Here is a 16,576-nt window from a genome sequence, read left to right as displayed (position 1 = left end):
GCCTGCACGTGGAAACCTTCTAGTGCATTGATGCTTTCGATAATTTCCTTTAGCTGCTCTTCCCGCTCAATTTGTATCGTGATATCTCGCTGCGTGTAAGCCGGACCCACTTTAATTGTTTCTACCTCACCAATGTCACCGCCGCGCAGCCCAATAGCTGTTGCTGCTTTCCCAAGGCTGCCCGGAATCGATGGAATTTCGATCATCAGTGTGCGAATTAATTTGTTATATGCCATGCGTATACCTCCAATTATTGAGAACATGCGCTTTCTTTATGAATGTTTTCAATTAGAAATGTTTAAATGAATTTTACACGACGAAGCAGTCTGACTTTGCTTCAAACAAAATCAAACTGCAGATCATATAATACATTCTCTCCCACTTGCTCCAGTCTATTTACGACATTGAAGAAGTTTGGTCGATCGGCTGTGCCTTCGCTTTTGGATCTTTAACATACCAAATGTATTTACCGGTATAGCCATAAATAATAGCCAGCAGTATGGATACAAAGCTTAGCCACATAAACGGTACGTAAGCAAAGGTGGACACACCCAGTATACCTGCCATGAAAATACCGTTGTCTGACCATGGCACCATTCCAGAGGTTAGCGTCCCGCCTACTTCGGAATTCCGCGCGAGTACTCTTCGGTCAATATGCAGCTTATCATAGCTGTCCGCCATAATTTTTGGCGTTAAGATAAGTGATACGTACATCGCACATCCGAAGATATTTGCCAGGAATGCTACAATCAGCGTGGAAAGTGTTACGTTTCCTGCCGATGTTAGGAAGCGTTCAAAAGAAGATACAATTACTTTCAGGATTCCTAAATGCTCAAGCAAACCGCCAAATCCAAGCCCTAAAATGATCACAGCGACAGAGCCTAGCATTCCCTCAATGCCGCCGCGATTTAATAGCTGATCAGTAAATTCAATGCCCGTATTAATACTAAAGCCGCTGTATGCTGTCGCCACTGCATCTATAAAAGACATGCCCTGGAAAACAGCAGCCCAGACTGCCCCCAGAAGCGATCCCGCTGCAATAGTAGGCAAAGACGGCTTTTTAAAAGCGAGCATTAAAATAACGAACAAAGCCGGCGCGAGCATCCAGATATGGATATCAAACTCTTGAAGGAGCGCCCTTTTTAAAAACTCGACTTTTTCAAGGTCCGTATTTCGACCACTGTAGATAAATCCAGCTCCTGTAAACAGAGCAGCGGTAATCAAGTAAGCCGGTATATCCAGATACAGCATAGCACGAACGTGCGCTATCACTTCTACTTTTGACATAGAAGCGGCCAAAATCGTGCTGTCTGACAGCGGCGAAAGCTTGTCTCCAAAATACGCACCGGAAAGTACTGCACCGGCTACAAGTGGAAGCGGCATGCCAAGCCCTTCACCAATGGCCATCATCGCAATACCCGCTGTTCCTACCGTTCCCCATGAGGTACCAGTCGCTAACGACGTAATCGAACAAATCAGGAGCGTTGCCAGCAAAAAGATGCTTGGATGAATCATCTCAAGGCCGTAATAGATCAAGGTTGGCACTACGCCACCGGCAATCCACGTACCGATCAGCGCACCCACCGCGATTAAAATCAAAACAGCTTCCAGACCGTTGGAAATCCCTTTTGTAATCGCCCCCTGCAAGTCCTGATAGCGGTGTCCCAGCCTCGTGCCAAGCATCATCACTAAAAACCAGGAAATAAATAAAGCTAATTGAATCGGCAGATCATATAGTGCTGTAAAAGAAAAAACAATCGCTAAAAAAAGTCCAAGTGTTACGATGATTTCCCACATGAATGGCAGTCTAATTGTCTTCATCCTGTTCTCCCGTCCCCTTTTTACCGGTTTTTATGCACGTTCACTTACTTTTGTGCAATCAATTCACTTCCGGCAATACCTGGTTTTGTCATTTCGTACGGATTTAAAATCAGATCCAGCTCTCGTTCTGTAAGCAGTCCTTTTTGAAGACAAAGCTCACGCACCGATTTCCCGCTCAGTACAGCTTCTCGTGCGATCTGAGATGTTGTTTCATAGCCAAGATGCGGGTTGATGGCGGTAATGACTCCTACACTTTTCTCCACATATTCTTTTAAATGCTGTTCATTTGCCTCAATACCTTCCACACAGTAGCTTGTAAAGCTCTGGAAGCCATTGTTCATAATGCTGATGGATTGCAGGAGATTGAAAACAAGCACCGGCTCCATAACATTTAACTCAAGCTGGCCTGCTTCTGAAGCAAGACAAATCGTATGATCATTTCCGATTACCTGGAAAGCAATCTGATTAATCAGCTCGGCCATAACCGGATTGACTTTACCTGGCATGATAGACGAACCTGGCTGACGGGCCGGCAGCGTGATTTCCCCCAGTCCGGCACGCGGGCCAGAAGCCATAATCCGCAAATCATTTGCGATTTTGGACATATTCATCATGCATACTTTTAAAGCCGCCGATACTTCTGTGTACGCATCTGTGTTTTGTGTTGCATCCACCAGATGTTCAGCACTTACAAGAGGAAGGCCGCTAATCTCTGCCAGGTGCTTGACGACGTTTTCAATATAGCAAGGATCAGCATTTAAGCCAGTGCCGACAGCAGTTGCTCCCATATTGACTTCATACAGATGCTGACGGGCCTGGGCAATCCGTTTAATATCGCGTCCAATAACACGGCTGTACGCTTCGAACTCCTGCCCGAGACGGATTGGCACAGCATCCTGGAGATGTGTGCGTCCCATTTTAATCACATGATCAAACTGTTCTGCTTTTCCGTGAAAAACAGCCAGCATCCGCTCCATTGTCACAAGAAGCTTTTCCAGTAAATTCAAAGTTGAGATGTGAATAGCTGTTGGAAATACATCATTTGTGGACTGTGACATATTTACGTGACTGTTTGGGCTCAACTCATGATAAGCTCCTTTAGGATGTCCCATAATTTCCAGCGCCCGGTTGGCGATGACTTCGTTTGTATTCATATTCATGGATGTACCTGCGCCGCCTTGAATTGGATCAACAATAAAATAGTCATGCCATTGGCCGGCAAGAATTTCTTCAGCCGCTTCGATAATCGCAGCGCCTTTTTCTTTTTCCAGGCGCCCTGCATCCATATTGGCAGCTGCGGCTGCTTTTTTAATCATCGTCAGTGCCCGAATCATTTCCTCGTGGATTTTATAGCCGGTGATCGGAAAATTCTCAACCGCCCGCAATGTTTGAATGCCATAATACACATTGGCTGGCAGTGCTTTTTCGCCGAGAAAATCCCTTTCTATACGATACGCATTTTCTTTTTCCACACTAGTTCCCGCTTTCCTTTTTGATTTTAAACCATTAAATCGTTAGCAATTGGTGTTTCCATCCACTTTTTCACTTGCTGAATATCATTTGTTTTACCAAGAGTCCACATCAATTTTGGGACAAGCGCCTCAGTATTCATATTTCCTGCCCGAATCACAACACTTTGATCAATATTCCGGCCTACTTCATATACATCAATGTCTTCTCCTTCTTCAAGACACTGGGTCGTAATCACAACCGCTGTTCCTTGATGGGCCAGCTCATTGACCTTTTCTAAAATATTTCGCCCTTGAAACGGTACACCGCCGCTTCCATATCCTTCTACGATAATCCCTTTATAAAGATCTTTCAGCGCATCAAAAAAGCTGGGCTCAATGCCTGGATATAATTTAATAAGACCTACTTCCGTACAAAGAGACGTATCTAATGTTAATGTTCGCTCTAGTGTTGGCTTAGGATTCTGGTTATATTCCACGCCTTCCCGCGAAACAGAGGCCACATACGGGAAATTAATGCTTTCAAACGAATCGTAGCTTTTGGTCCGCAGTTTAATTGCACGTGTTCCTTGAATCACACGGCCATCAAACACCACATACACTCCGCCGATTTCCTCGCATGCAAAACGAATGGCATCTCCAATATTACGCTTCGCGTCTGTTTTTTCGAAAGCAATTGGGATTTGGGAGCCAGTCAGCACGATCGGTTTGATAGAGCCTTGAAGCATATAAGACAGCGCAGCGGATGTATACGCCATAGTATCTGTTCCATGCGTAATCACAAAGCCATCGTACTGATCGTATGCTTCATGCACAGCCTCGGCGATTTGTACCCAGTTTTCCGGCTGCATATTTGTACTGTCTATATTCAACAGTTCTTTCGTTTGAAGCTCATACGGAATCTCCAATCCCGGCACGTGGTTTAAAAAATCTTCTGAATTCATTCCTGGCTCTAAGCCATTTTTCCCTTCCGAAGAAGCAATAGTCCCACCTGTTGTAAGCAATAATAGTCGTTTCAATACAATTCACGCCCTTCATACACTTTTCATGTTCATTAAGTAAATAAAAGTCCCTTTTGTTGTAAGCGTATTCTTTTTAATAATGTTCTCGTTCCGCGTACATAATTGTATTATATGAGCTAATATCGAAGAAATCAAGACAAAAAAGTTCTCGTTCCGCGTACTTTTTATTTGGTGAACGTGATATAATAAACGGAAAGATAAAGGAGCGGTGATGATGAATTTAAACAGGTTAATGGCCCTGCGAAAAGAAAGAAACTGGTCGCTGCAGTATGTATCCGATCAACTTGGCATGGCTAAAAGTACATATGCGGGTTACGAATCAGGCTATCGCCGGCCTTCACTTGAAGCCATTACGGCTATGGCTGACTTATTTCATACGTCCGTCGACTATATTTTAGGCAGAGTAGACGAACCCGGCGCTTATGCAGATCAGTCCAACCGCCAGGATGAAAAAACAACTGTAGACTTAAACAATCTGGAGAGTTGTATGCTTTCGGTAGATGGTCAGGCTCTTTCAGAAGAAGAAATCCGTCAGTTTATTGCGTTTATCAAAGCGAAACGGGAACTTGAGCAGCCGGCGCGCAGCAAGTAAAATAAGCATAGGTGGATAAAGAAAACGATACAGCTTCTCTCCAGTATCTGATGCTCCCGTAAACCGGCTTCCTCCCTCTTATACATAACATTTGATAAATCCATTGCTTTTGTTCATTTTTCGCATCGAGTTATCTCTTTATTCAGACTTTACCGCTTTGCCACATAAGCGTCCCTTCGTTAACAGGAACGCTTATGTCGCTTTCTCTTATTTAATTAAGCCGCCTCCTTATGAAAACCCATTTTTTTATCCAGCCTTTATAAGCAGTCGGTCTTCTGTCAAACTTCTATGCTACCGGCTCCTAATTACTCTTACAAAAGAACAGCTGAAAAGAGTTCACTATGTAAATAACTTTGATTTTTACTATACTCGCGGGGATTTCCATATCCCTTCTATTGTTTCTTAATTTCTCTAGATTACTTCAGTCGCATTTGGAGGAAAATCTTCCAATCTCCACCTGGGCTCATGTAGAGTGGAGTGACACAAAAGAAATCTCTTCCAAAATCGATATGTTTGAACAGGCAGCCCACCGATCCATTACTTCTTTGGAGGTATTATCTGTCTATGCTTATAATGCCAATCGGTTAACAGCACCGATGAAGGAGTCTTTAAGGAAGATAAATGAGTGTGATGATAACAGAGTATTGATGAATTAGTGACATCACATAATGGCCTTTTCCTTATAAAAAAATATTGATAAATGTTAAGAGCAGGCCGGTAACGGAAACAAATAAAAGCAGGTAAAGTGGCAGTAAATCATAGATAAACTTTTGCTCGGCTCGTGCCTGCATGTTTTTTAACCGGCGGTAAAGCGCCATACATTCCCCGGCGATCACCATAAGAACGGTGAAGTTAAGAGCGTTATAGGATAAAATCCGATAATGCCCTCTGCTTTAATGGTCATAACATTGATGCCCAGCGCCACGATCGTGTAGTAACCGTTTTCTGGCATTGTAAAGTACATCCATCCGAACACAAGCGGGAAGGTCACGAAGCAGGAAAGAATACAGCCCCAGCCGATTAATAAATGCTGTGTCCAGCGGTAAAGGCCGCGATTCCAGATAAAGCGGTACACAGCCAGGTGGTCAACGGCAGTTACCGCTGTTTCCCGGCGACACAGAAGCTTGAGTCCTTTTTTGATAAAAATTTTTGTGGGCGGCCGTTCACCCCAGGCGATAAACCGGTAAAAGAAGCCGCCGATAAAAACGAGTGTGCCGACCATGTAGCCGTATAAATTCAAGTCCACATGTGTAAACATCCTCGTGGCAATAAGAGATAAGATAAAAAGTCCAAGCACGGTTAAAAATACGGACTTAGCAAAATGAGAAGCAAATGCACGGTTTAATGAACGTTTGTCTTTATGGGTTGCTGCTGCTGTTTGTGCCATCCTTCGTTCCTCCTTACAAATAAAAAAACACTTCCTGACTCTTATATTAAAAGTCAGGAAGTGTTTTTCGTATCGGGGAATCTCCCGATATTAAAGAGGAAATTCCCCCATTATCCTATTTACTCAACTTTCTGTTGGAAGTGCTATATCTTAAAGCAGCTTTGACTATTTTCATGTTAGCAGGAATCATTCGGGGCCTTTTAGAAAAACAACTGATATGGTCAAGAAAGCTAAAAAAAGAGGCCTCAAAAGCCAACTTTCCGGTACGAGTCTCCTTTGCTTGTTTGCTGAAACGCAGCGGCCTTCAGTCCTTCGTTTCTTTAAAAACCGCAGCCGCCCCCTGCATTTTTATTCCGCCGCGAGAAGCACTGGACACATAAAGCAGTCTGTCTTTACGTTAAAAAGCCTTTTTGAACGAGAACACTGCGCACAATTTCGTTCATTAACTCGTTCTGGTCCTTTTCAGCGACTGTGTTGATAAATTCGATAATGTCTGCATCCCAATAAAAACCTTTATACGTTTTTGCGTCTCTTTCCAATTGTTCACGAAATATAATGCGGTCAATGGCATCAAGCTCATAAGGTTCATCCTTATTTGCTCTTTTATCCGCTTCGATTTGTGCATCTGCCCTGGCCGTCAATACACTTATGGCCTTTTCATTATCTCTACTTGATTTTACTTTTGCTCTTCTTGTTTCAACAAACTCGTAAATGGATCGGTCTGCGACTTGAGTCAGATTGTCATGATGCCAGCCCCGGGTTCCTCTTTTACAATAGCAGCCGGCATTTTTTAGGGCCTGCCTTGCGGCTGTTTTGCCTATCGTTAAATATTGCTTTGCGATTTCTTCGAGGGGCTCCTTTCTTGTCATCGCAAGCACATCTCCAATCTTCATCTTTCCACCTTTCCCGCCATCTCGCTCATTGGCGCTGTATGCTCGTTTCATTTTGTTTCAACCGAAACTGTACTTCTTATCTTTGAACCATCGTCAAGAAAGCGGCAGCCTTACTTCCACGGTAGTGCCTTCATTTTCTCTGCTCTTAAATAGAATTGTTCCCTTATGCTGTCGGATAATTCTGAAGCATAGCATTAAACCTAACCCCGTTCCTTTTTCTTTATTACTGAAAAAAGGTTCTCCTAATTTGTGAATTCGATCTTCCTTAATACCAATTCCATTATCCATTACCTTAATTAATACGGTTGAGTCTTCTATAGAGGACTGTACTTTTACTATGCCGCCATCAGGCATGGCTTCTATGCTATTTTTAATTAAATTAATAAATACTTGCTTAATCTGGTTTGGATCACACATAAATGAAGGAATTGTCTGCTCTATCACATGAAGAATCTGCACATTTTGCAAGTGGGCTTCTGACCGCAACAACGTTTCAACGTCCTGTAATACTTTATGAATATTTATTTTTCTCAGCTGGATCTCCTGTGGTTTTGCCAGTGTAAGAAACTCCTTAATAATATCTTCTACACGGTCAAATTCCTCCATAATAACGCTGAAAAATTCTTCCTTAATCATTCCCTGCTGCAGCAGCTGTACAAAACCTTTAATAGAGGTGAGGGGGTTTCTGATTTCATGCGCTACACCTGCTGCAAGCTCTCCTACTACTGTTAATTTTTCCGACTTTAACAGCATTTCTTCTGCTTTTCTTTTTTCGGTAATGTCTCTTCCTACTATAACAACGTGTTCAACGTCTCCGTTTTCTCCTATAACAGGCGTTCCTACACATTCGATTAACAACCACTTTTCATTGGCATGTAAAAAACGGAATTCTACCTGTGAGGATTGCTTTGTTTCAATAATCTGTTTTATTTCCTGTTGAAAAGATTCAACATCTTCGGGGTGCATTTTTGCAATTATTTTGTTTTCTCCAAGTTCTTCCTGAGGATAGCCTAGAACAGAAGCATGTGAAGGAGATGTATATATAACATGCCCACTGCGGTCTAATAAACAAATAAGATCCGTCATATTATCGGCAATCAACCGATACTTCTCTTCACTTTCAAGAAGTGCTTCTTCAATTTGTTTACGAGCGGTTATATCTACAGCAGAGCCAATCACCTCTATGACTTCCCCGCCTTTTTTAACAGGACATAAAACACTTAAATACCGGATGCCATTGTTTTCTCCTTCATACGTAATAATTTTTTCTTCTTCCCATGCCTGCCGATAGTGCTTTATCTTATCTGCTGCCACCTTAGCAGGAAAAAAACTATATAAATCCTTTCCTACTACTTGAGAAGGTGTTAATCCTAATCGGTAAAGTAATTCTCCATCACATAGGGTATGGATAAACTGGCCATCGATTTGTTTGAACTTAAAGATCATTCCCTGGTGTAAACGGATAGTGTCTTTCATTTCCTGCTGAGCCCTGTCTAATAATTCCTGGACCCACATCCGTTCATTTAGATCATCAGAAAGTCCATGCTTTTTCATCAGCTGCTCGACTTTTTGAAACGTTTTTTCAGCTCGTTCAGCAGGAAGCGGCGAGCTAAAAAAGTATCCCTGCCCTTCATCACATAAATGCTGCTGCAGGAATACAAGCTGTTCCTCTGTTTCGATTCCTTCCGCTATGACATTTAATTTTAAATTGTGAGCCATCAAAATAATATTTTTTACAATGGCTTCTTCGTTCGGGTTGTGGCGAAGCTCCCGAATAAATGATTGGTCGATCTTTAATGTATCTACAGGAAATTGCTTTAAATAATGGAGTGAGCTAAATTCAGTTCCAAAATCATCTATACTAATCTGCACGCCAAGGTCTTTCAGCCGCTGCAGGGTAACGAGAATACGTTCGGCGCCTGCTGTGATACTTCCCGTAATTTCAATCTCTAGATAGTGGGGATCTAGCTCTGTTTCCTGCAAGACATCTGCAATTATTTCCACAATATCAGGCTGCATCAGCTGTCTGACGGATAAATTAACGGCTATAACCGTTGCATAGCCTTTTTGATGCCAGCGTTTATTTTGCTTGCATGCATGATAGATCACCCATTTACCTATCGGGATAATTAAGCCTGTTTCTTCAGCAAAGGAAATAAAAGACGCAGGTGATAGAAGTCCCCACTCTGGATGGTTCCAGCGAAGAAGGGCTTCAAACCCTACAATATCTCCTGATTTTAAATTTACTTTTGGCTGATAGTATAAAGATAATTCTTCTTGTTCAATGGCTTTATTAAGATCTATTTCCATTTTCAACGGATTCAGCTTAAAATCATGATCACTGGAAAAATAAAACTTATATGTGTTTTTTCCAGCTTTTTTCGCCTGAGACATCGCAAAGTCAGCATGTTTAATCAATTCTTCAGCCGTTACTCCGTCTTCTTTAAACAAGCTAATTCCAATACTCGCAGATGTAAGAATATTATGATTTCTAATGGTAAATGGAACCGCAAGAACATCTAGAATCCGCTTTGCTACATTTAAAGCAATTAACCGATCAGCATTTTTTAATACGATAAGAAACTCGTCGCCGCTCTGGCGAAAAATAATATCATTTTCGTAAATAGAAGACTTTAAGCGAATGGTTACTTCTTTTAAAAGAAGGTCTCCAGCAGTATAGTCTAATGTATCATTCACCACTTTAAATCGATCAAGATTAAGAAGAAGAACAGCGAAGCTGTTTTTCGTTTTAAGCGCTTTCGAAATCTCATCCGATAAACGGGTATGCAGGCCGCTTCTATTAGGCAGGCCAGTTAAATAATCATAAAAGTCTTCATATTTAATAGATTTTTCTTCTTCCGTTTTTTTTACATCCTGTTGAGATAGAATGACCGCGCTATTATGCTGGCTGTTTTCTTTCACAGTTGCTGCTATTTTTTGATGAAGGTGACTTTTGTTAGCATCCTTGGACCTTTTGGTATCTTGTAAAATCCTCTTTTTCTTTACACTAAGCCACGTGGTTGTTTGGCAGTGTTGTTTCTGCCGAGGAAAGTCATGATTGCATGTGCTCATATCAGTTATCCGCTGAAGTGTATGTTCTACGCCTGCTGTTACCATGACAGCGGGGACTCCTTTGAAACAAACAGGAACTATACCTGGCTTTATACTTATAACCGTATCATTCCATGTTTTTACCTTGCTTTCATCAAGAGAAGATAAAGTACCTGTTAAGATTTTATCTAATTGTTCTTGCAAAGCAGCTGCATCATCCGGTATAAAAATTTCATCAAGTGCTTTTCCAAGCAGTTTGTTTATAAAAACAGTTCCAAAAGTCTTCCAGGCTGATTTATTTGCATACACCAGCACTCCTTCTTGATACAAAAAAATTGAACTGGAAGACAGCTCAATAAGATGCCGATCATGCTCTTCCCTTTGAGCTAACTGTAAACTAGCCCTTTTTTGCTCGGTAATATCATGAATAATGCCTGTATTTAAAATGACTTTTCCCTGCTCATCTTTTAAGCTATTTCCTTTTTCCCGGACCCATCTTATGGTTCCGTCTGAACGGATAATTCGATATTCGATCATAGAGGATATTCCTGATAATAATTGGTTTCTATGACGTTCAACGGTATCAAGATCTTCTAGAAAAATGAGCTCTGTCCACAGATAAAGGTTGTTGATCAAGTCCTTTTGTGAATGTCCATAAATCCTGGCACTCTCGCTGGAAACCCAAAAAGATGCATCTTCTATATTCCTGTACCAAATGGATAATCCCAAATCTTCGAACATCTTTTGAAGAGCTTCATTATTCTGATACATCCCTGCTAGATTGGCAATAAAGTTAGTCTCCATTTTCCCTCTCCATTTGCTTTTAAATGTTCTCTCTTTCGTCAAAAAAAGGATCTACTTCCGTCATTATAATCCCATCGAGAAGCGGATACAATATATGCTTTGATGTTTTGCAGGGTACTTGTTTTTTCGCCACCTTGTGACATTTTTTTCGCATTATAAGAAGAAAAATAAGATGATATTAACTAGAAAAAGGACGACCAGTAGTACGGAATTTTAAAAGGAAGAAATCCTTTTTGCAGTGCAGCCTTCCCGGCATCTGCTAACATGCCCACTGCATTACCTTTATTCCTGTTTGGCTGTTACTGATTTCATCACTTCTGAACCAGGATGTTCTACTTAAGGAAATAAATATAAATCATATAAGTTTTTTTGATATAAATTAAAATTAAGCTGGAATTTTAGTCAGTAAGAGAGCTATAATAAATAAGTGATTGTACTAACAGCTTCTAAAAGTGCTTTTGCACGGATCTGTTTGTGCACAATTTCACAAAGTTTGTAGAGATTTGGAGAATATAATTATAGCAGTAGTAGCTATGAAAAAGGAGAATTGGTTATGCAAGAAACTATGACTCAACCAAAGTCTGAAACATTGACTGTGAGCCAGGAACAATTAGATGTCCTTGATCAGCTTTTAAAGCCTGAAGTACAGGAATCCTTAACAGCTTTAGTGGAACAGCTGCCTAAATTAACGGAGCTGGCTGCCATTTTAACAAAGACGTATGATTTTGCCCAATCTGTTGCAACAGATGAGGTCTTAAAAAACGATACGGTTAGTGCAATTACAGAGCTTGCAGAGCCGGTAACACATACTGTAAAAAATCTTGCGGCAACAGCGATCGAAGCAAAAGACCGCGCAGATGAAAGCCACGAAGTGATTGGCTTATTCGGTTTGATGAAAATGTTGAAAGATCCGCAAGCACAAAAAATGTTCCGCTACGCGAATGCGTTTCTTCAGGTCAGCAACGAACGGGCCAACCAAAAATAAGTATTTTAACACTTAATGAGTAAGAATGGAGAATAAACGATGTCAAAACATATTGTGATTTTAGGTGCAGGTTATGGCGGCGTGCTTTCTGCCCTGACTGTACGTAAATATTTAAACAAAAATGAAGCACAAGTAACAGTAGTGAACCAATTTCCTACTCACCAAATCATTACAGAGCTGCATCGCCTTGCTGGAGGAACAGTGAAAGAACAAGCGGTTGCGATTCCATTGAAAAAACTTTTCAAAGGAAAAGATATTGATCTTAAAGTAGCGAAAGTGGATTCTTTCTCAGTAGATAAGAAAGAAATCAAACTAGCAGATGGTTCTTCTTTATCATACGATGCGCTTGTTGTGAGCCTCGGAAGCCAGACTGGATTCTTTGGCATCCCAGGACTTGAAGAAAACAGCATGGTGTTGAAATCAGTGGCTGATGCAAATAAAATCTACAGCCATATCGAAGACCGTGTTCGTACATATGCCCAAACGAAAAACGAAGCGGACGCGACAATTGTAATTGGCGGCGGCGGCTTAACTGGTGTTGAGCTTGTTGGGGAAATTATCGACAACTTCCCGAAAGTGGCAAAACAATACGGTGTTGATTTTAACGACTTTAAAATCAAGCTGGTAGAAGCTGGCCCAAAAATTCTTCCAGTACTGCCGGATCCACTTATTGAGCGTGCAACAGAAAGCCTTCAAAAACGCGGCGTTGAGTTCTTAACAGGCCTTCCTGTCACAAAAGTAGAAGGAAACCAAATTGAACTCAAAGACGGTACTAGCATCACAGCCAACACATTTGTTTGGACGGGCGGCGTTGCAGCGCTTCCAATCGTAGGTGAGTCCGGTCTTGAAGTCGATCGCGGCAAAGCAACTGTAAACGAGTTCCTTCAATCTAAATCTCATGCAGATGTATTTGTTGCAGGCGACAGCGCGGTAGCTTTCCCTGCTGACGGAGGACGCCCTTATGCACCGACTGCACAAAACGCCTGGCAAATGGGTGAGCTTGTTGGCTACAACTTGTTTGCTTATCTAACAGGCAAGAAAATGGATACATTCGAACCAGTGAATTCTGGCACCCTTGCCAGCCTTGGCCGTAAAGATGCAGTTGCGACAGTTGGAGCAAATAACACAGCCCTTAAAGGACTGCCGGCGACTCTTATGAAAGAAGCAAGTAACGTCCGTTACTTGTCACATATTAAAGCATTGTACAGCCTGATTCATTAATCAGTCGTTTGTACAAATAACAAAAGCCCGGAAGAATACTCTTCCGGGCTTTTTAACATGGCCTTTATAAAACCGTTAGTTATTTTTGAAGCAGCTCATACTGACGCAATACTTCCTGGGTGATCTCACTGTTTTCATCTAGTCCGCTCACCTGCTTAAGTACTGCTGCTACCCCGTCCTCTTGAATCATTTCCTGCAGTTTTACTGCTTCTTCGTCTTCCTTGTAGTCAAACAGCAGGGCTGCTGCAATCGCTTTGGCCAGCTGTGTATAAGAAAGTCCTGCTTTCTGAGCCTCGACAGCCGGACGCACAAGACGGTCATCTGGTCCTAGTTTGCGAATAGGAGAACGCCCTACTCGCGTTACACCATCATTTAAATATGCGTTTTGGAAGCGGCCGATGATTTTTTGAATATATTGCTGGTGTTCTTCTTCGTTCAAGCCATACTGTTTGATTAAGTACGCCCCTGTTTCATTAAGAGTTGCCTGCACCTGCTTTTCAATTGCTTCATCCGCGAGTGTTTGATCAATCGTCGTTTTGTTTTCAAGGTAACCAAGATACGCAATAACCGCATGTCCTGTATTAACGGTAAACAGCTTTCTCTCAATAAACGGAGCAAGATCTGCGACAATTTTCATTCCTTCGATCGCTGGTATATCCTCTGTTGTTTCAACCACCCATTCATGGTAAGGCTCCACAAGAACGTCCAGTGATCCTTGATTATTTTGGATGGGCACAATCCGGTCAACAGCGGAATTGAAAAAGAACACTTTTCCGTCGAGACGTTTCTTTGTTTCTTCATCAAGATTTTCCAAAACATAGCCTTTTAACAGGTCGGTTGCTGAAATTTGATTTTCACAGGCAATCACATACAGCTTTTCATCGCTCGTTTTAATTCTTTCCGTAAGCCCCTTCGCAATCAACGGCGCAATGCGTGGAAGAATGTTCGGTCCAATAGCCGTTGTTAAAAATGTTGCCTGTTGAATGGCCGCAACGACTTCATTTTCCTGCTTCATGTTATTTAAACCGGACACATTGGTAATGATCATTTCATCCTGCTCGTCTGTCGCGAGCTTTACGCGGTATTCTTTGCTTTTATTCAGCTGATCGATCGTCTGTTCCGCAATATCTACAAATGTTACTTGATAGCCAGACTGGGAGAAAAGAGCTCCAATAAACCCGCGGCCAATATTTCCTGCGCCAAAATGTACAACTGATTTCATTTTCATCATTCCTTTATCAAATTAGTATGAAGATAGTCTAAAAAGATTGATTCCATTTTTGTCCGGATTTTCTCTTCATCTGATGAGGAGAAAATCATCATTGCTTCACTGCTTTCAATGAAGCTGGTACTCAATAAACTCATGATTTCCTGCTCTTTTGAGCTTAATTCTTCCGGAGCCAGCATAAGCAGCAAGCTGTCCATATACATCTCATTTCCATCCATTCCTTGAATTAAACAAGGTTTTTCCAAATGGGAGATTTGAAAAACGAGTGTATCTACATATTCATTTCGGCAATGAAAAAGCCCCATCCCTGTATTCGGTATGCCCAGTCCGCCTTTTTTTTCACGTTCCTTTAATGCATTAAATACGACCGGTGTATGAGAGATGAGTTTTTCTTCCTCTGCTTTTTCGAGCATTTCTGTAATAATGTCTTCATAACCCTTTGAATGAACCGGGCTATACACACGAAAATGTCCGATAAGCGCCTCGATGCTTTGCTGGGTGTCTTTTAACTCTTTTAGTAACTCGGCTAAAGGCCGCTCCCTTTTTTGTAGTGGCGACATTTCTTTTACCAATGAATTTTTATATTTTTTGTTTTTGGTTAAATTCCTTACATTTTTCTTCAAAAAGGTTTTAATGGCTGTAATGTCTTCCTGACTTAAAAGCGGGTTCACTAGTATATATTCGGTATGCATAAACGGCAGACGAACGGTTGAAATAATCACATCAAACATATGTACGTTTTCTTGCTGCCTGATTTCTTTGAGTGACTTGACCTCAACTGAATCAATTTCTATTATTTCTTTTTTGATCCGGCTTGCCAGCATTCTGGAAGTGCCAATCCCTGTTGGACAAACGACCAGTGCTTTTAACGTAATCTCCTCTTCCTGCATTACGAGGGCTGAACCAAAGTGAAGAACAATAAACGCGATCTCATCGTCAGGAAACGATTGAATTTCTTTAAATTCTTTTTCTACGCTGTTTTTCACCGCCAAAAAAAGAACTGGATACTTTTTTTTGATTTCTTCTGTTAACGGATTGAAAAGCCCCATCTGCTGCTTGAGACGATACAGTGATGGCTCCATATGGGCGAGAAGACCTTGAAAAAGAGAAAAGTCATTTGTTAAATCAATATGAAGCTGAGAAGATACATTTTGAATCACATGTTTGATCATTTGACTCAAAACGATACTATCATAGGGAATCGATGCTGCTTCTTGAAGCTTTGAGCCTTTTAAAATCGTCGTTATATATCCGATATCTTCCTTTGTGAACACGACAGAAAATGTTTTTTCTAGCTCTTTACTTATCGCCATTACTTGACTCTGTTCCTCTGCTTCTTCGCTTTCATATGGCTTCTTTTCCAAGTAAAAGCCTGCTTCTGTTCTTTGCATCGTAATCCCAATATGTATGATAAGCCCGATATAATCGCTGTCTGCAAGTCGGGAGTACCGGTTATTCATTGCTTCGTTCACGATTCGATCAATCGCCCGTATATAGTCTGCCCGAAAATAATGAAGTAATTTCTTTTGCTGGTGTTCTCCCTTTTCCAGCAAAAATAGGCTCTCAATGATTTCTTCACTAAAATCCATCAACAAACAATTAGCTAAAGCTTTTCGCTTACTTTGCTCGCTTCCTTTCAGCTCTACCCCGACGCCTCGCTTCCGGCTGAGTTCAAGTTGAAATGTTTCAAGCCATTCCGTTAACTCATCTAAATACGCGGACAAGGTCGTGATGCTGACACCCAAGTCTGCTGCCAAACCTTGAATTTTGTAGGATTCTTCTCCTTCAAGCAAGACTAGAAGCAGCCGCAGCTTTCTTTCCTTCGGCGTCTCGTCCACTGGATCACTGCCCGTTAAGTGTTGAATAAGCCGGAAGATTTGTTCATTCCTGCCTTCAATCATCAGCCCTTCATTGGTATTTCTCTGAAGGCGAAGATCGAAGCGTTCCAAGGTTTTTTCAACTGCTTTTAAATCCCGCTGAATCGTTCTCACACTTACGCTTAAGGAAGCCGCAATAGAAAAGGCCGTGTGTTTTCCTGACGTTTTAATAATAAGCTCAATAATGGCTTTTTCCCGCGAAGTAATAAACATGCTGCCACCTCCT

At 41.5% G+C, this 16,576-nt stretch carries 11 protein-coding genes and 1 pseudogene; 3 read left to right on the top strand and 9 right to left on the bottom strand.

All coding sequences use genetic code 11. The features are described 5' to 3' along the window. From VP97_RS14885 to VP97_RS14870, 4 genes are all read right to left on the bottom strand, one after another. Positions 1-236, bottom strand: a 236-nt coding sequence (locus VP97_RS14885) for an ACT domain-containing protein (protein ID WP_483782895.1), incomplete at its 3' end; no start/stop codon positions are given. Between the two features lie 160 nt (positions 237-396). After that, the gene (gene nhaC, locus VP97_RS14880) at positions 397-1,821 is read right to left on the bottom strand and encodes a Na+/H+ antiporter NhaC (RefSeq protein ID WP_050182698.1); all 1,425 of its coding nucleotides are present in this window, start codon (positions 1,819-1,821) and stop codon (positions 397-399) included. A 44-nt stretch (positions 1,822-1,865) separates the two neighbouring features. Then, entirely contained in the window at positions 1,866-3,293 is a 1,428-nt protein-coding gene (gene aspA / locus VP97_RS14875) for an aspartate ammonia-lyase (protein WP_050182697.1), read from the bottom strand. Between the two features lie 26 nt (positions 3,294-3,319). Then, positions 3,320-4,309 (bottom strand): asparaginase, encoded by a 990-nt coding sequence (locus VP97_RS14870; protein ID WP_050182696.1) that lies wholly within the window; start codon positions 4,307-4,309, stop codon positions 3,320-3,322. A 217-nt stretch (positions 4,310-4,526) separates the two neighbouring features. Between VP97_RS14870 and VP97_RS14865 the strand changes: the two genes are divergently transcribed. Next, on the top strand, positions 4,527-4,904 hold the full coding sequence (locus tag VP97_RS14865) for a helix-turn-helix domain-containing protein (protein WP_050182695.1): 378 nt from the start codon (positions 4,527-4,529) through the stop codon (positions 4,902-4,904). A gap of 611 nt (positions 4,905-5,515) precedes the next feature. Here VP97_RS14865 and VP97_RS14860 read toward each other — a convergent pair. From VP97_RS14860 to VP97_RS14845, 3 genes and pseudogenes are all read right to left on the bottom strand, one after another. Beyond that, a pseudogene (locus tag VP97_RS14860) lies at positions 5,516-6,291 on the bottom strand (hypothetical protein); the annotation flags it as partial. 392 nt (positions 6,292-6,683) lie between these two features. After that, positions 6,684-7,235, bottom strand: coding sequence for a hypothetical protein (locus tag VP97_RS14850; protein ID WP_156153512.1), 552 nt, complete (start codon positions 7,233-7,235; stop codon positions 6,684-6,686). A gap of 42 nt (positions 7,236-7,277) precedes the next feature. Then, positions 7,278-11,039 (bottom strand): EAL domain-containing protein, encoded by a 3,762-nt coding sequence (locus tag VP97_RS14845; protein WP_050182692.1) that lies wholly within the window; start codon positions 11,037-11,039, stop codon positions 7,278-7,280. 553 nt (positions 11,040-11,592) lie between these two features. Here VP97_RS14845 and VP97_RS14840 point away from each other — a divergent pair. Together VP97_RS14840 and VP97_RS14835 are read left to right on the top strand one after the other, a co-directional pair. Continuing rightward, complete coding sequence (locus VP97_RS14840) at positions 11,593-12,024, top strand: helical membrane plugin domain-containing protein (RefSeq protein WP_050182691.1); 432 nt, start codon at positions 11,593-11,595, stop codon at positions 12,022-12,024. 39 nt (positions 12,025-12,063) lie between these two features. After that, positions 12,064-13,245 (top strand): NAD(P)/FAD-dependent oxidoreductase, encoded by a 1,182-nt coding sequence (locus VP97_RS14835; RefSeq protein WP_050182690.1) that lies wholly within the window; start codon positions 12,064-12,066, stop codon positions 13,243-13,245. A gap of 79 nt (positions 13,246-13,324) precedes the next feature. Here VP97_RS14835 and VP97_RS14830 read toward each other — a convergent pair whose 3' ends face one another. Together VP97_RS14830 and VP97_RS14825 are read right to left on the bottom strand one after the other, a co-directional pair. Next, positions 13,325-14,467: a mannitol-1-phosphate 5-dehydrogenase gene (locus tag VP97_RS14830; protein ID WP_050182689.1), complete on the bottom strand. Its 1,143-nt coding sequence runs from the start codon at positions 14,465-14,467 to the stop codon at positions 13,325-13,327. Positions 14,468-14,472: 5 nt separating this feature from the next. Continuing rightward, on the bottom strand, positions 14,473-16,563 hold the full coding sequence (locus VP97_RS14825; protein ID WP_050182688.1) for a BglG family transcription antiterminator: 2,091 nt from the start codon (positions 16,561-16,563) through the stop codon (positions 14,473-14,475). Positions 16,564-16,576 lie beyond the last annotated feature (13 nt).

The organism is Domibacillus robiginosus (assembly GCF_000966195.1).
Lineage (GTDB): Bacteria > Bacillota > Bacilli > Bacillales > Domibacillaceae > Domibacillus > Domibacillus robiginosus.
Note: the sequence above shows the minus strand (reverse complement) of the source record. Positions and strands in the feature narration are given on the sequence as shown.

What these genes read in the sequence shown, in the direction of transcription:
- nhaC (WP_050182698.1), bottom strand. Translation starts at nt 1,821, where the DNA reads ATGAAGACAATTAGACTGCCATTCATGTGGGAAATCATCGTAACACTT.
- VP97_RS14865 (WP_050182695.1), top strand. Translation starts at nt 4,527, where the DNA reads ATGAATTTAAACAGGTTAATGGCCCTGCGAAAAGAAAGAAACTGGTCG.
- VP97_RS14850 (WP_156153512.1), bottom strand. Translation starts at nt 7,235, where the DNA reads ATGAAACGAGCATACAGCGCCAATGAGCGAGATGGCGGGAAAGGTGGA.
- VP97_RS14845 (WP_050182692.1), bottom strand. Translation starts at nt 11,039, where the DNA reads ATGGAGACTAACTTTATTGCCAATCTAGCAGGGATGTATCAGAATAAT.
- VP97_RS14840 (WP_050182691.1), top strand. Translation starts at nt 11,593, where the DNA reads ATGCAAGAAACTATGACTCAACCAAAGTCTGAAACATTGACTGTGAGC.
- VP97_RS14835 (WP_050182690.1), top strand. Translation starts at nt 12,064, where the DNA reads ATGTCAAAACATATTGTGATTTTAGGTGCAGGTTATGGCGGCGTGCTT.
- VP97_RS14830 (WP_050182689.1), bottom strand. Translation starts at nt 14,467, where the DNA reads ATGAAATCAGTTGTACATTTTGGCGCAGGAAATATTGGCCGCGGGTTT.
- VP97_RS14825 (WP_050182688.1), bottom strand. Translation starts at nt 16,563, where the DNA reads ATGTTTATTACTTCGCGGGAAAAAGCCATTATTGAGCTTATTATTAAA.